Annotated in this window: 12 protein-coding genes; 7 read left to right on the top strand and 5 right to left on the bottom strand. The window is 64.1% G+C overall.

Going from position 1 to position 15022, the window contains the following annotated elements:
- Positions 1-56: 56 nt before the first annotated feature.
- Entirely contained in the window at positions 57-1409 is a 1353-nt protein-coding gene (locus tag F1C58_RS04465; protein WP_185202937.1) for a glutamine synthetase family protein, read from the top strand.
- A gap of 22 nt (positions 1410-1431) precedes the next feature.
- Here the strand turns inward: F1C58_RS04465 and F1C58_RS04460 are convergent, their stop codons facing one another.
- The gene (locus tag F1C58_RS04460; RefSeq protein ID WP_185202935.1) at positions 1432-2241 is read right to left on the bottom strand and encodes an acetoacetate decarboxylase family protein; all 810 of its coding nucleotides are present in this window, start codon (positions 2239-2241) and stop codon (positions 1432-1434) included.
- A gap of 166 nt (positions 2242-2407) precedes the next feature.
- Between F1C58_RS04460 and F1C58_RS04455 the strand changes: the two genes are divergently transcribed.
- Both F1C58_RS04455 and F1C58_RS04450 read left to right on the top strand, forming a co-directional pair.
- A complete protein-coding gene (locus F1C58_RS04455; RefSeq protein WP_185202933.1) occupies positions 2408-3919 on the top strand; it encodes an APC family permease in 1512 nt (503 codons plus the stop codon).
- 26 nt (positions 3920-3945) lie between these two features.
- Positions 3946-4731 carry a hypothetical protein gene (locus tag F1C58_RS04450; RefSeq protein WP_185202931.1) on the top strand — a complete coding sequence of 262 codons (786 nt, stop codon included), beginning with the start codon at positions 3946-3948 and terminating at the stop codon, positions 4729-4731.
- 618 nt (positions 4732-5349) lie between these two features.
- Here the strand turns inward: F1C58_RS04450 and F1C58_RS04445 are convergent.
- The 4 genes from F1C58_RS04445 to F1C58_RS04430 are packed head-to-tail and all read right to left on the bottom strand — an operon-like array spanning position 5350 to position 10401.
- On the bottom strand, positions 5350-6192 hold the full coding sequence (locus F1C58_RS04445) for a DUF6671 family protein (RefSeq protein ID WP_185202929.1): 843 nt from the start codon (positions 6190-6192) through the stop codon (positions 5350-5352).
- Positions 6189-6506 (bottom strand): DUF190 domain-containing protein, encoded by a 318-nt coding sequence (locus F1C58_RS04440; RefSeq protein WP_185202927.1) that lies wholly within the window; start codon positions 6504-6506, stop codon positions 6189-6191. Before F1C58_RS04440 ends, F1C58_RS04445 begins: the two co-directional genes overlap by 4 nt.
- Positions 6503-9037 (bottom strand): DUF2309 domain-containing protein, encoded by a 2535-nt coding sequence (locus tag F1C58_RS04435; protein ID WP_185202925.1) that lies wholly within the window; start codon positions 9035-9037, stop codon positions 6503-6505. The genes F1C58_RS04440 and F1C58_RS04435 overlap by 4 nt, the downstream gene beginning before the upstream one ends.
- On the bottom strand, positions 8947-10401 hold the full coding sequence (locus tag F1C58_RS04430; RefSeq protein ID WP_185202923.1) for a proton-conducting transporter membrane subunit: 1455 nt from the start codon (positions 10399-10401) through the stop codon (positions 8947-8949). Before F1C58_RS04430 ends, F1C58_RS04435 begins: the two co-directional genes overlap by 91 nt.
- Before the next feature lie 106 nt (positions 10402-10507).
- On the opposite strand from F1C58_RS04430, the gene F1C58_RS04425 reads away from it, so the two are divergent.
- The 4 genes from F1C58_RS04425 (at position 10508) to F1C58_RS04410 (ending at position 14329) form a co-directional block, all read left to right on the top strand.
- Complete coding sequence (locus tag F1C58_RS04425) at positions 10508-10810, top strand: winged helix-turn-helix domain-containing protein (RefSeq protein WP_185202921.1); 303 nt, start codon at positions 10508-10510, stop codon at positions 10808-10810.
- Between the two features lie 378 nt (positions 10811-11188).
- Positions 11189-11791: a hypothetical protein gene (locus F1C58_RS04420; RefSeq protein ID WP_185202919.1), complete on the top strand. Its 603-nt coding sequence runs from the start codon at positions 11189-11191 to the stop codon at positions 11789-11791.
- 86 nt (positions 11792-11877) lie between these two features.
- On the top strand, positions 11878-12600 hold the full coding sequence (locus F1C58_RS04415; protein ID WP_185202917.1) for a metallophosphoesterase: 723 nt from the start codon (positions 11878-11880) through the stop codon (positions 12598-12600).
- A gap of 484 nt (positions 12601-13084) precedes the next feature.
- Positions 13085-14329, top strand: coding sequence for an IS256 family transposase (locus F1C58_RS04410; RefSeq protein WP_185202876.1), 1245 nt, complete (start codon positions 13085-13087; stop codon positions 14327-14329).
- Positions 14330-15022 lie beyond the last annotated feature (693 nt).

Raw genomic sequence — 15022 nt, 5'->3', positions numbered from 1 at the left:
TACCCCTAGTATCGCACTAATCGTTCAGGGCCGAACGATTTATTGGTGGAGGATCAATGACTATCGACGCAGCCGCTCTTCGCACGGATCTCGAGGCGAAAGGCATCGACGTTCTTCGCCTGATCTATGCCGACATCCTGGGGATCACCCGCTCCAAAGACCTGCTGGTCAGCCAGCTCGAGCGCACGGCCACCAACGGCCCCACCTTCTGCCAGGGCGTCTGGGTCACCACCACCCGGGGCGGGGTGCTCGACGGCAACGACATCATGTCTGACGGCCTCCAGGACCTCGTGAGTTGCATTGACCCGAGCTCCGTGACGATGATGCCCTGGGAGCCCGGGGTGGCCTTCGCCATCGCGGATGCCTTCGAGCCCGACGGGTCCGCGAGCGCGCTCGCCCCCCGGTCCGTGCTCCGTGGCGTGATCGCGCAGTACGCCGCGCTCGGGCTCACCCCCGTCGTCGGCCCCGAACTGGAGTTCTACATCGCCGAGCGCGGCGAGGCCGGAGAGTGGCAGCGTGCCCTCACGCGCACCGGGCGGGTCTACACGACCGGCGCCTGGGTGGACCCCGACGGCACCTTCCTCCACCTGATGCGGATGCTCGACCGCATGGACATCGGCGTCGTCGCCGGAAATCACGAGTTCAGCCCCTCGCAGTACGAGATCAACCTCTGGCACGGCGAGGCCCTGCGTGCCGCGGACCGCACGTTCTTGTTCAAGACCGCGATCAAGGACATCGTGGCGCGCACCGGCAAACTCGCGACCTTCCTCGGCAAGCCGTGGAGCGACGAGGGCGGAAGCGGCTTCCACCTGCACTTCTCGGTCGTCGACGCCTCGGGCAAGAACCTCATGTGCGAGCCGGACGGGCAACTCACGACCACGTCGAACCGGCTGATCGCCGGCATCCTCGCGCACGCCCCCGCCCTCGCGGCGTTCACCAATCCGACCGTCAACGCCTACAAGCGGCTCGGGCCCGACACCCTCGCGCCCTACCGGGCAAACTGGGGCCACGACAATCGCAGTTCGATGGTGCGGGTGCCGCCGGAGCGCGGAGCCGGCACGCGGCTCGAGGTGCGCATCGGCGACGGTGCCGCCAACCCCTACCTGATGATCGCCGCGGTGCTGGCGGCCGGCCTCGACGGGCTCACCCGCGAGCTCGAGGTGCCCCCGACCGCGGACGGCTGGTCGTACGAGAACGAGTCGGCCGCCGTACTTCCGACCACCCTCGCGACGGCGCTGGATGCCCTCGACGCCGACACCGTGCTTCGCAAGGCGCTCGGCTCCGCTGTGGTCGACGTGTTCAGCATCCTGAAGCGTGATGAGGTCGAACGGTACGAGCAGGCCTGCGAGGATCCCAGCACGCGCGACGTGACGCGGTGGGAGCTCGACGAGTATCTCGAGGACTACTAGCGGCAGCTCGCTCGTCCGCGCGTCACACCGCGCGCGAGCGGTCCTCCACCAGGTCTCCGCCGGCGAAGGTGACTCCGAGTTCGCGGTAGTACCCCCCGAGGATCTCGTCGACGGGCAGGATCGAGTGCAGTTCGTCCCAGGGCGAGTCCGCGAGCGAGAGTTCGGCGTCCCCGCGCCAGGCCGGCCCGAGGTCGGCGTCGGTGCCGCCCATGCTCACGAGCTGGTCGAGTGAGAGGCCCTGGCCCTGGCTGATCGACGGCATGAAGCGGTTGTGCAGCATCCGGTGTCCGTTGACGAATCCGTTGTCCTCCGAGGGTTCGCGCAGAGTGACGACGGCGGATGCCAGCCGATGATCGTAGGCGGAGAGGGAGGCGCCGATCTGCGCTCCCGCCTCGAGGCGCGGCGTCGCCTTGCCGTGGGAGAACAGGCGCGTCACGTGCACGGAACCGAGCTTCTTGGGGTAGCCCTGGAACCATCCGCGTCCTATCGCGAAGTCCTTCGTGACCCAGATGGCGACGCAGCGGCTGTAGGTGACCCCCCGATGAGAGCAGCGAACGACGACGAAGGCCTCGAGGTACTGGGCGCGCACGGGGTCGAGGAGTTCGAGGCCGCCCTCGCTGCACGACTGCCAGTCGGCCCAGATGATGGCGACGGCGCCCGGGCGGTCGGGGGCGAGGTCGATGTCGGGCGGGAGGATGGCACGCACGTTCGCGGGATCGGTGAGATATTCGACGGTCAGCAGCGTTCCCGAGTAGTACCACGGCGGCTTCGGCACGAGCGCGCTCGCTCCGGAGGGGGTCAGCGGGGCGAGGAATCCGTTCAGAGCAGTCATAGCGCCAGAGTGTAGCCCAGATCCCGGCTTGTTCGTATCCGAATGAAATTCTCCGAATCACTTGACGGCGGGGCTGTGGTTCGCCATTGTTAGCTAACTCGTTCGGATACGGACGATTTGCGGACCCGCCCGGAATTTCAGCCCGAACTCAATGAGGAGTATCGCAATGGCACTCGCCCAAGACACCCCCGCTTCCGAAACTGACGCCAACACCTCTCTCAAAAAGGGGCGGCTCGGCACCGTCGGCATCGTCTTCTTCGTCGTCGCGGCCGCCGCCCCCCTCGTCGGCATGACCGGAGCCGTGCCCGTGGCCATCGTGCTCGGCAACGGCGCCGCCGCACCCGGTGCCTACCTCGTCGTCGGTATCACCCTGTTGCTCTTCAGCGTCGGATACGCCGCGATGAGCCAGCGGGTCACCAACGCCGGCGCGTTCTTCGCCTACATCGGGCGTGGACTCGGACGCCATGCGGGCATCGCCTCCGCCTTCGTCTCGATCCTCGCCTACGTCGCGATTCAGCTCGCGATCTTCGGATTCTTCGGCGCCGTCATGGCCGGTCAGGTCGGCGTCCTGCCGTGGTGGGCCTGGTCGCTCATCGCCTGGGCGCTCGTCACCGTGCTCTCGCTTCTCCGAGTGGATGTCGGAGCGAAGGTGCTCGGTGGCCTGATGCTCCTCGAACTCACGGCGCTGGTGATCACGTCCATCGTCATCCTTGCGAACGGCGGACCGGAAGGCATCAACTTCTGGGCATCGTTCAACCCGGCGGCGATCGTCGCGGGGGGACTCGCGGGTTCTGCCGGCATCGCCTTCGCCTTCGCGTTCGCCTCGTTCATCGGGTTCGAAGCGACCGCGATCTACGGGGAGGAGTCCCGCGACCCGAAGAAGGTCGTGCCGCGCGCCACCTACCTCGCGGTCGTCGTGATCACCGTACTCTTCGCACTCACCGCCTTTGCTATGGTCACCGGAATGGGCGCCTCCCACGTCGTCGACAAGACCGTCGAGCTGTCGACGGTAGCCAAGGTCCCCCTCGCGGCCCCCGCCGAGGTCCTGTTCTCGCTGGCCACCCAGTACGTCGGGCCGTGGATGGCGACGGTCATGTCGATCCTGGTGCTCTCGAGCCTGTTCGCCGGCCTCCTCGCCTTCCAGAACGCCGCAAGCCGATACCTCTTCGCGATGGGTCGCGGCGGGGTGCTTCCGGCCCGTCTCGGCACCGTCAACGGTCGCGGAGCGCCGGCGGCGGCATCCCTCGTCACCTCGGTGATCACCGGAATCGTCATCGTGATCTTCGCCGCCTTCCAGCTCGACCCGGTCCTCAATCTCTTCTACTGGTTCAGCGGCCTGTCCGTCGTGGCGATCGTGCTCATCGAGATCCTCGTCTGCATCGCGATCATGGTCTACTTCCACCGCAACAAGGGCGACGAGAACGTGTTCCAGACGATCATCGCGCCCGTGCTGGCGACCATCGGACTCGTGCTCGGCGAGTACCTGCTCATGTCGCGCTTCGGCCTTCTCGCCGGAACCGTCGCCGACGGAGTCGACCCCACCGTGACCCCCTGGGGGCTCAGCGCGATCGGCTGGGTGCTCGTGATCCTGCCCTTCGCCCTCCTCGGCATCGGCTACCTCGTCTCCCGCGCACGCACCTCCGTGAACGAGGAACTGCTGCGGGACGTGCTGTCGTAAGGGTCCCTGCGCAGTAGCGTGGCGGTATGCGGTGGACGGGTGAGGTGGAGCGCGGTCGCTGGTATCGCGAGCGTCTCGTCGAGAGCTGGGGCAGCATCCACTTCGTCATTCCGAGCGGGTTCGATGCCTACGCGCGCGTCTTCCACCCCGCCAAGCGAGACAGGCTCGCGGCACCGGAGACCTGGCGCGGATGGGTGCCGGGTGACACTCACGCGGGGGAGATCGAACAGGAGCGGGTGAGCTGGGCGACCGTAGCGAGGGCGTTCGGCACGACGATGCATCCCTTGGCGCAGTTCGACCGACTGCGAGCAGGCGAGCCGGATCGCAACGGTCACTTCCTCGATGCACACGACTGGCGGTACGACGAACCTCGACAGGGGCACCTGGATGCCGCATCCGTCACCTCGCTCGCCCGGCATCTCGAGCGGCACACCTCCACACCCCACGCCGGAATCATCGCCGTGTGGGAGGGCTGGGGCGGCATGTTACGCCCGGGTGGCTCCGACGAGGGCAGTCTTCTCGAGACCCCGTGGCGCAAGCACCTGATGTTCGATGCCGGCGTCAGCGAGCTCGCCGCCGCCGCTTGGCCGGAATCAGCCCGGTGGGTGCGGCACGCGTGGGATGCGGAGGGCCCCAGAATCATCTGGCCGGAAGACCTCGCCTGGGCATCCGCGACCGAGGTCGACTTCGACTCGACCATCGTCGCGGGCACGCGCGCGCTCATCGACGAGCTGGTCGCAAGCAGCACCGTCGAAGCGATGCAGATCGACTCGGCCGCCGACCTGACAGTGAACGGTGATCGCCTCAACTGAGGTCGCCCTCCCCCGCCGCAATCGTGATCGCCCGCCGGGGAAAGGGCAGCTGCGAGCGACGTGCCCGAAGCTCGGCCCGTGCCTGATTGCTCGGCGGGACAGGCGAACCATTCCCACGTTTCCACAGGGTGCGTGCGACCGCTATCGCGATCTGCCCGCCAACTCTGCCCGCCAACGCAGAAGGCTCGGAATCTCGATGATTCCGGGCCTTCTGATCTCGTGGGTGGTTCCGGAAATCCATATAGCCCGGGAATGATTGGCCACTTTCCGAAGGACGGATTGGTGATTCCAGGCTTAGCTTGAAAAAGTTCCAGCTGAACTCTATGGGTGCGAATCGCCAACAGCCAGCGGTCCTGGGGAAAGGGCAAAGAGATGACTAGCGTGTCGCGGTTGACCTACCCTTTTGCGACTTAATTGCGGGCGGGTCTTACGGACACGGCGATAGTTGCGTGCCGCTGATCGGCGATAGATGCGTGCCGCTGACTATCGATCGGCGCCAGCGACACTGCCCCGACTTTGGTGAGCGTTCGGTGGATCTGTCGCGATCAACGTCCGGCTTGCGGGCGAGTTTCCGAAGACCCAGTCCAGCTCCTGACGGCGACTGTCTGCGAGGCCGGGTTAGGGGTTGCAGTAGTCGCACCAGGTGGGGTCGGCGCCTGTTTCGGTTCGAGCAATTCGTGCCCGGTGGGGGCATATGCCGCATCCGTGAATGTCGGCGGCGATGACCTGGGTGGCTTCCCCACAGTGTGAGCAGGGTAGCCCGTGTTCCACGTCGACTTTTCCGAACCCGGGGGTGCGGCACTGAGGGCATTCCGTGGCGAGGCGTTTGGCCATGTGATTGCAGAGGGTGCGGATGGTGTCGGCTCGGGAGGGCGAGCGGTGGGCACGGTAGTCGGGCAGTACGGTCACGGTCGATCCGTTCGCAAGTAGTGCCTCGGCGGTTCGCTGGAGCTCGTCAAGGTGGGTGATGTTTTTATGGGCGGTGATGTGCCCGTCTTGCGTGCTTTGCAGGATGACCCCTTGGGCAGGGAAGCCTAGGGCCCGGGCAAATTCGCTCGCTCGGAGCGGAGTGGCGATGGTGCTTCCCCCGGGGAGGGGCGAAGTGGTGAGGGTGCCTTCGATGAGTTCCAGTCCGAGGTCGTCGTCGATGAACAGCAAGATCTCCATCTGTTCGACCTGTGGGCCGAAGCGTGCGCTGAAGCTTCCTTCGGAAGCCAGCCCGTATGGCGTGTTGGCGATCTGCATGCCAAGGCGGGCTTTTGCCCGGGCAGCATCTCGCGGCGTGAGGATGCGGGGGATGTCGCCGGCGAAGGTGCCGAACTGGTCCGTGTCGAGGTCCGGTGGGGCGGTGACGGTTGCGCCGAGAATGTGCCGGAATGCTTCGCGGGCAAGGTGTTCTTTGCCGTGCATGGTGGCGAAGGTGATGTGAGTGCCCAGGTAGGCAGCGGGGGGTCGGGTCATTGGAAATATTCAGGCCGTGAGACGTAGGTGTCGGCGACGAACATCACTCCGCTCGAGGTGCTGAGAAGTTCGCGGATGGCGTCGATGAGCTCGCTGGCTTTGTCGGGGGGCAGGACGGTGATGATCATGGTGAGGGTGTCGTATTCGTTGAACAGAAGCGCGCCGGAGTGCTGGCCGTGATGGCCGATGCCAGACACTCCCGAGACGGACGTGTAGCCGGTGGCGCCGGAAGTGGTGATCAGTTCGCGGATGTCGGGTGCGTCCCGAGCGGGGACGACCACTTCCAGTCGGGTCATCAGGGTCATGTTGTTCATGTTGATTGTCCTTTCATCGGTGCGGTGGTCGTTTGCCACCCATAGGAGGTGTAGCGGTGCCAGGGGGCATGGGTGTGGGCGCGAGCGGTGAGGGTGATCCAGTCGTTGTCGAGCAGGTGTCTGAGTGCTTGGTTGCGGGAGATGATGTCGCCGACCCGGTCAAGGGGGGCTTGGATGATGACCGTCAATCGCATCGGTTCATGGAAGAGTTTCGTGCCGAGACCGACGGACTGCCACGGCAGTCCGCGGCGGAGGTCTCCGCCGTGGCCGGCGAGCACTCCGATGGTGCCGACGGCGTTGTGGATCGTTTTTGTTCCAGCACCGAGGGTGTCGGGGTTGAGGGCGGAAAAGTAGTACTGGTGGTTGATCCACTGCGCGACCACGAGGGGGGCGGTCATGATCGTCTCCAGCGCAGTCCCGTCGCGGTCGAGGGCGGTGTCGTAGGAATGCAGGAAAACGCGTCGGCTGAGGTCCACACCGCGGGTGAGAGTGCGAGGGCCGATGATCATAGCAGCGTTTCCGGCGAGCCCGAGCTCGGGGTACACCTCCGCCCAGTCATCCGCCCTGGCCCTCAGGCGGGGCACGGACTGCCGTTTTGTCGCTCCCGGGAGATCTGCCGCGCGCTCGTATAGCAGTTTCTTCCCGGCAGCGCGCTGCAATCCCTCGAAGTCGGAAATCAGGCTGCGATGGCTGTCGGGGATGAGGTGCCGGTCGAGCACGGTGATGGTGTCGCGGGTGGTGTTGTGGTCGGCTGCGACAAACACCGTCCCGTCCGGGATGTCGATCCCGCGGAGGAGAAGCATCGCCCGCACCGCGCTGTCGTTGAAGATCGCCGTCGCAGCACGGGCGTTTGCGGTTCCGGGGTTTCCTCCGCACGCCCCACAGTCCAGAGCGGACTGATAGAGGTTGTTGACGGATTCTGAGAAGTGCCCTGCCAGTACCACCAGCGGTGCGAAGTCAGAAAGGCCCATCATCCTCACCGCGGTCTCGGCGATCCCAGCCCGTTCTTCGAGCGTGAACGCCTCCCCCATCGTCACCGAACCGTGCAGCGGATCAGGGCGGGCGAGGGCGCGGCGCAAGCGCTGGTACAGCGTGGGGGTGAAGGTGCGCAGGAAGCTGGTGGCGCCGTAGAACCAGCCAGTGGTCTCCGCGAACGCGAACGGGGTCCCGGTGCTGGTATCCGCAATATGGGCCGCCTGACGCACCGCATCTCGGGCGCGACCGCGCGCGAGATGCTCCTCAGCCTGGAGGGGTAGAGCGGGCCGTTCTGTGAGGCTGTGGCGTGGCGTGAGCAGAGCCGGGAGAGAGTCGATGCTTCCCCGGGCGCCATAGCGGGCGAAGCGAACCGGTACTCCGAAGAACCCGGCGAAACCGAACGTCTCCACCGCTTCCGAGGCTTCCAGGTGGCGTCGCATTCCCTCTGAACGGGGGTCGATGCACATCACCACCTGAAGCTGTGGCCGCGCTTTCATCGGCGGTGTTGTGGAACTCAGTGACGGGAGGAGGGAGCTGCGGTAGTTCAGTTCGTATGCCTTTTGCCAGGTGAATCGGTGTTCGTCTGGCCGGTGGTGGGCCAGCACGCGGGCGACGGCCGCGACGTCCTGACGAGCGGGATGTTCGCTAAGACGAGCTGTGAGGTGTTCGGCGCGCTGCCACAGCAGCGCCCTCTCATCGGCCAGAGGAGGGATCGGCGACGGTGTCAGGGGGATGGTGAGCAGCGCGCGAAGCACGAAACGGATGGCCAGATAAGAGGTCAAGTCGATGTCGCCGTATTTCTCTGCACGCCACTTGATGTAGCCGACCCAGCCCGGCAGGTGCTCGAGTTCTTGGGCGAGAGTGCTGCGGATCAGTTCGGGCGTAACAGCCAGTCGCTCCAGGGCCCAGGCCAGCGCGGCATCTGCCGACACCGACACATCGCGAAGGGCGCGCCGTACCGCCCGTGGCAAGGACGTGTCTTGGTTTGCCAGCCATCGCCATGCTCCAAACAGCCCCTTCTGTTTGTGCGGCATCGGCCAGAGCGGATCGAGGGTCACGTATGAAGGGAGCCATGCGGCCAGATACTCATCAAGCCACAGCATCGAGCGGGAAGCCGGTACGGGCGCAGCCGTCCTGGTCGGGCTTCCCTGCACGGAGGTCATGTCGAGCACTGCGATCCGGACGGCTGCCACTTCCTGGCCGATCACGCTGATCGTGGCGCGAGCAAGTTCCGGTATTCGTTCGCTGATCGCCTGCTCTAGGTCAGCTTCGGTGATGCGACCCTCCCGCAGATCCGCCAGATACGCGCGATGTTCACGGGTGAGTGCAACGTTTCGCTCAGTGACGCTGTGGAAGGAGATGGGCTCGTGTCCCGCCAGGGGGTTCACCGCGATGAACGACTGGATCGGCCACCCCGGCATGATGTTGTGTGCGGCGGAGGCGATGTGCGCGCGAAGAATCAAACTCATAACATAACTCCTGGGGCAGTCGGCGGACGAGGCACGGTCGCGGTCAACGATCGGACATAGAGCAGATCGCGGACGCCGGTGAGCCACCGCGTGCTGGCGAGCAATTGCAGTCCCAGCAGGCCGAGCGCGGGCAGCAGCAGCAGCCAGGCAGGGGCAGCGGAGATCGGGAACGCGGGTTGAAGAGCTTCGGTGAACCTGTGCAGGAACACCACATAACCGGCCGCGAGAAGCACGGTCGCGCCGATGCCGGCCGCGAAGGTTCGCACGGTGAAGTTCGTGATTAGCGCGAAGGCCAGCGCGACGGAGGCCGTGAGGGAAACGAATCCGAGCAACCCGAGCGTCGCCGCTGAGGTGGTGGGGAAGAGAATCAGGTTTACGGCCAGCAGCGTTGCGGTCGGCACCACGACCCCCACCACGATCGATACACCGATAGATGCACGTGTGTGCGGTTTGACGGGTGGTAGGTCCCGGTCGATGGCGTGCTCGTTTACGCCCATCCCGGCTCCCAAAAATAGTGCGGACTTGAAGAGGGAGTGGGCGATCAGGTGGAAGATCGCCGCGGCGAACAAGCCGAGGCCGCAAGCCATGATCATGAATCCCATCTGCCCCATGGTCGAAAAAACCAGTCGGCCCTTCACATCCGCCCGCACCAACCGGACTGCCGCGGCGTAGGTGAGTGTCGCGGCTCCCGCCAGAAAGACCGCCGTCATGACTGAGGCGTGCATCGCAATGACGGGAGCGAATCGGAACAGCAGGATCGCTCCCGCGTTGACGACACCGGCGTGCATCAGCGCGGATACGGGTGTGGGTGCGGCCAAGGTAAAAGGCAGCCAGCCCTGGAACGGAACCTGGCTGGAGCGCGCCAACGCGCCCGTCACGAGCAATGCCGCCACGATCAACTCACCCGGTAGGGGCAGGGCCGCAAACACCGCGGCCAGCTGCGCCCAGGACACGTCCCCTCCGGATGCCGCAAGCAGCAAGATCACAGCCAGCACAAACGCGCTGTCGGCGATGATGAACCTCAGCGCGGTGGACCGCACCCCTCGCTGAGCCTGAGCCAACGGCCGATACGTCGCCAAGAGCAACAGCAAAGCGCCCCCGGCGCCGATCCACCCGACCGCGAACACCGCCACCGAGCCTGCGCACACCATCAGCAGGGTGAATCCTGTCAGGAGGGTGGAAGAGGCCACAAACCACAGCTGGCGAGTGTCGCCGCGAAGGTAGCGGATCGCGAAAGCCTGGATCAAGGTAGTGAGCCCCAGCACCAGGGCCGACAGCACCACCGCGAGACCATCCAGCTGAAGAGTCGTCTGACCTACCCCCACCGACACAATGGTCGACGCGAAGACAACTGGAATTGCAGCGACCGCGACCACGAATCCGACACCAATCATCGTCGCCACGAGGCGGGCGACAACCTCGGCCGAACCGCCCGATCGACTGGTGAACATACCGGCCTTTCAAAACATGTTAATCAAAACACGAAAAACATAGCACGTATTGGGTATCGGGAATTGAGAATGCGGGGAACCTGAATCGCTGGGGGAGAATAGAGGGATGGCGCACTGGACGTTTCTGACGAATCACGCCCACGTGCTGCTGTGCGTAGCGGACAATCCGAATGCCCGACTGCGGGACGTGGCTGAACAGGTCGGTATCACCGAGCGGGCAGCGCAACGCATCGTGACCGAGTTGGAGGAGGCCGGCTACCTCGAGCGGGAACGTGATGGCCGACGCAACATCTACCGGCTCAACACGGCTATGCCGCTACGGCATCCGCTGGACCGTGCGCATCGTATCGGAGAACTTCTCTCCACATTCGCCAACCCGACGACACAGCCCGTCGATTCCACGAGTTAATAGAGTTCAGTTCTAATCGTAGGGATTGAGAGGCCGATGGCGAGCCGCACTACATGTGGTCCGGCGTAACCCAGGTCCGCTTCGATGCAGCTCGCCCCGTATCTGTACCGCACCCACACCCACACCTTCTCTGGGACCGGTGTCCGCGTGACGGGGAGACGATCGAGCTCAAGTTCGGCGCCGGTCAGGCTGGGCACGTGACGCTTATCGCCTTGAGGTCATCTTCGGGCACGGCTTCTAGATCCACGGGCCAACGATGGAGGGTCAAGACACCGAGGGCCAGCTGCATCAAGTGCGACGGCCGTCGGGCAGGGTTGACAAGGTTGACAAGGTTCGATAATCATGGTGTCGACATCCGGATGTTGCGAGGAGGGTTCAATGAGTGCAGAGCGCCTCCTTCGGGAACCAGAGATTGCAGGTGGAGCTGGGTCTGCCGATAGCCGCGAGACGGATGACGAAGTCTTCGCCGTGCTGCTCGCCGATCGGATTGCGCGCACCGTTCACCTTGACGACGCGATGGCGGTCTATCCCTCCGTTGATACCTCGGTCAACCATGGGCTCGCGAAACTAGCTGACCTGGTTGCTGTTCGGGTCGCATCGATGTTTTCGACGAAGTGCGAGGCCGACGGACTGGTTGGGCCGTTCTATCGGGCGGCTGATTTGGCCACATGGAGGGGAGTGACCAGGCAAGCGATCAGCAAGCAAGCCCGGCAGAGGCGACTACTAGTGCTCAAGTCCGCCTCGGGGACCGTCGTGTACCCGGCATGGCAGTTCAACGAAAAGGCCGAGGCGCCTCCCCACCTTGCCGATGTGTTGAAACTGATCGATCCCGACAACCGGGATGCCCTCGGTAGCGCCCTGTGGCTGAACCGGCCAGCCGCACGGTTTGACACTCTCACCCCCGCGGAGGCGTTGCATGCGGGTCGCACCGCGGAGGTGCTGAGAGCTGCCGGTCAGATCGCCTCAGCCAACGCCGTCTGAGTCCAAGGCACGACGAAGGGACTTCCTTGGCTCATTTCTCCCCCGGTCGAATCGGACTAGTCGGTGACGTCCACGGGAACCTCAACGTGACTCGCAACGCCATCAAAGTGCTTGGCGCGCGTGGGATAACTGAGGTCCACTTCCTTGGCGACTTCGGCTTCGTTTGGAGCGGTGGACCCAAAGAAGATCGCGTCCTCCGAATGATCGACGACGTTCTCGAAAAAGTCGGAGCCGTCGCGCTCGTGACCGGAGGGAACCATGAAAACTACGACCGGCTACTCGCGATCGAACCCGATGCGAACGGGCTTCGCTGGCTCAGCGGACGGGTTGCATTGCTTCCCCGCGGATGGCGCGCGACGACACCGTCCGGAACCAGCATCGCCAGCATGGGTGGTGCGAATTCCATCGATCGCAGCCGGCGAAAGATTGGCGTTTCTTGGTGGCAGCAGGAGCAGATCACCGAATCGGACCTCGAGTCTCTCGGTACCGAGCACGCCGACATACTCCTCGCCCACGACAGTCCCCCAACGCAGAGCCTCAACGATCGGTTGCGCAGCAACGCGGCGATGTGGTCGCCGGCTGACCTCGCGTACGCGGATGCAGGTCAAGACATGTTCCTGCGAGCGTTCCTTGCGACGACGCCTCGGCTGGCCGTCGGCGGCCACTACCATCTCTTCCACGACGTGACGGGACGATTCCCGGGGAAGCAGGAGTTCGAAGCCCGCGTCGTTGTCCTTGATGCGGACGGCAAAGCGAACTCCCTCGCAATCTTGGACACGAGTTCACTCGAAATGGAGTTATTGAACTAAAACCCGCGCAGGGTTCGTGTCGCCACAGGCTGGGTACCGACAGACAACAAGCTGTCCCCAGCCGATACTTTCGGAGATGACCTTGGTGGATCTCGCGAAATCCTCCGGGTCGGGCTCCCTACCAGTCCGTCTCCCACACCGTCTTTGCGGTTGCGACAAGGTTCGGGGCGCTGAGGTGGTCGATGGGTCGGTCCCCGCGAAAGGTTCCGCTTGGTGAACAGAGCCAGAGGATGACGCTCGAACCACTCCACCGACTTCTTCGGCGACTTCGGCAATTCGATAGATCACAGCGGGATTTTCATCCGAATCCTGCAGGCGGAACCCCGGGCAGAAACGCGTCCCCTTTCGTTCAACCCACAGCCACGAAGTAGTGCCCCATAAAGTGGTGTAACTCCTGGTGGCCGGCTCGTCGCGAGACGTAAGCGCGGTCACCGTGTGAGACCTTCGAGAAGTCTCTTACCTCTACTCGAAAGGCATCATCACGATGACCGCTCCACATATTGTCGACCCTGCACGCCTTCTTGGCGAAGCCCTCACCGATGCGTCCCCCGATCTGATGCGCAGCCTGCTGCAAACCATGATCAATGCGCTGCTCTCGGCGGATGCCGACGCGGTGATTGGTGCCGAGTGGGGCAAGGCCAGCCCCGATCGCACCGCCCAACGGAACGGTTACCGGCATCGTGACCTCGATACCCGGGCCGGGACGATCGACGTCGCTATCCCGAAGCTACGCTCGGGAACGTATTTCCCGGAATGGCTCCTCGAGCGCCGCAAACGGGCCGAGACTGCGCTGATCACGGTCGTCGCGGACTGCTACCTCGCCGGCGTTTCGACCCGCCGCATGGACAAGCTCGTCAAGACGCTCGGGATCCACTCGTTATCGAAATCGCAGGTGTCTCGGATGGCCGCGGAGCTCGACGAGCACGTGAACGAGTTCCGTCACCGTCCGTTGGGGGATGCGGGCCCGTTCACGTTCGTCGCCGCCGACGCGTTGACCATGAAGGTCCGGGAGGGTGGCCGGGTCATCAACGCGGTCGTGCTCGTCGCGACCGGGGTCAACGCCGACGGGCGCCGCGAAGTCCTCGGCCTCAAAGTCGCCACCTCGGAGACCGGCCCGGCATGGAACACGTTCTTCGCCGATCTCGTTGCACGCGGCCTGACCGGAGTCCGACTCGTCACCTCCGACGCCCACCGCGGCCTGGTCGAAGCGATCGCTGCGAACCTGCCCGGAGCGAGCTGGCAACGCTGCCGCACCCACTACGCCGCGAACCTGATGAGTGTGACCCCGAAGAGTCTTTGGCCGGCCGTGAAAGCGATGCTCCACTCCGTTTACGACCAACCCGACGCTGACGCCGTTCACGCCCAATTCGACCGGCTCTTGGACTACGTCGACGGGAAACTCCCCGACGCCCACGAACACCTCGACAACGCCAGAGCGGACATCCTCGCGTTCACCACCTTCCCCGAAGGACTCTGGCAGCAGATCTGGTCGAACAACCCCAACGAGCGCCTCAACAGAGAAATCCGTCGCCGCACCGACAGCGTTGGGATCTTCCCCAACAGAGACGCGATCACCCGCCTCGTCGGCGCCGTCCTCGCCGAACAGACCGATGAATGGGCCGAAGGCCGCCGCTACCTCGGCCTCGACATCCTCGCCAAATCCCGCCTCACCCTCGTCCCCGACACCGGAAGCGAGGTGACCGAACCAGAACTGGCCCTCAGCGCATAATCCTTAGCTCGAAGGAAAACCGGCTACACCACTACCTGGGACTTGACCGGCAAACCGCCTAGTCCAGATTGCAATTCCTACGAAGAACCCACAAAATTCGGCCTGCCCAAACGCAGGCCGAATTGCTGTTTAACCAGAGAAGGCAGCGAGTGAGCGCCAAGATCACTCAAGTTGACTGCGCAAAAAAAGGACCGGGACGACTTCTCAGTCGTCCCGGTCCTTCTTCGATCAATATCCGGAAATTACGACCTGAATTTCCGGAATGACCCTCTGTTGCGGGGACAGGATTTGAACCTGCGACCTCTGGATCACCCAACGAAACTTCGGGTTATTCCGGTATGAGAGCGGATGCCTACGAATCTTCCTTGATTTTATAGGGAACCGGATGGCTCGCTTTTCCGATTGTAACCGGTCCTTGCCGGTCAGTCGCGGCTAATTCCGGTGAGTAAACGGTGACGATTCGAAGCAGGAGCTTGCGGTGAGTACCGAACCTGAACCCGCGACGGATCTGGCGCCAATGTGATCGAACAAAAACGACTGGTCCTCGCCCATGTGCGGGCAATCGGTGGGCAAAATACGTTTTTCGAGCACGGGCTAGTGAGACGTCCCCGGGTTGATTTCATCTGGGCGGCCTCTCAAACCGATGGGGACTGGGCGGATCACTTCAGCGGGTGGTCGCGCCATCGAATCTCT

Origin of the sequence: Glaciihabitans sp. INWT7 (genome assembly GCF_014217685.1) — a bacterium.
Taxonomy (GTDB): Bacteria; Actinomycetota; Actinomycetes; order Actinomycetales; family Microbacteriaceae; genus Lacisediminihabitans.
This window is presented reverse-complemented; position numbering and strand designations above follow the sequence as displayed.

Bases quoted from the DNA above. Each gene is read 5' to 3' on its own strand.
- F1C58_RS04465 (WP_185202937.1), top strand. From the start codon at position 57: ATGACTATCGACGCAGCCGCTCTTCGCACGGATCTCGAGGCGAAAGGC.
- F1C58_RS04425 (WP_185202921.1), top strand. From the start codon at position 10,508: ATGGCGCACTGGACGTTTCTGACGAATCACGCCCACGTGCTGCTGTGC.
- F1C58_RS04430 (WP_185202923.1), bottom strand. From the start codon at position 10,401: ATGTTCACCAGTCGATCGGGCGGTTCGGCCGAGGTTGTCGCCCGCCTC.
- F1C58_RS04410 (WP_185202876.1), top strand. From the start codon at position 13,085: ATGACCGCTCCACATATTGTCGACCCTGCACGCCTTCTTGGCGAAGCC.
- F1C58_RS04445 (WP_185202929.1), bottom strand. From the start codon at position 6,192: ATGACCCGACCCCCCGCTGCCTACCTGGGCACTCACATCACCTTCGCC.
- F1C58_RS04420 (WP_185202919.1), top strand. From the start codon at position 11,189: ATGAGTGCAGAGCGCCTCCTTCGGGAACCAGAGATTGCAGGTGGAGCT.
- F1C58_RS04460 (WP_185202935.1), bottom strand. From the start codon at position 2,241: ATGACTGCTCTGAACGGATTCCTCGCCCCGCTGACCCCCTCCGGAGCG.
- F1C58_RS04450 (WP_185202931.1), top strand. From the start codon at position 3,946: ATGCGGTGGACGGGTGAGGTGGAGCGCGGTCGCTGGTATCGCGAGCGT.
- F1C58_RS04455 (WP_185202933.1), top strand. From the start codon at position 2,408: ATGGCACTCGCCCAAGACACCCCCGCTTCCGAAACTGACGCCAACACC.
- F1C58_RS04440 (WP_185202927.1), bottom strand. From the start codon at position 6,506: ATGAACAACATGACCCTGATGACCCGACTGGAAGTGGTCGTCCCCGCT.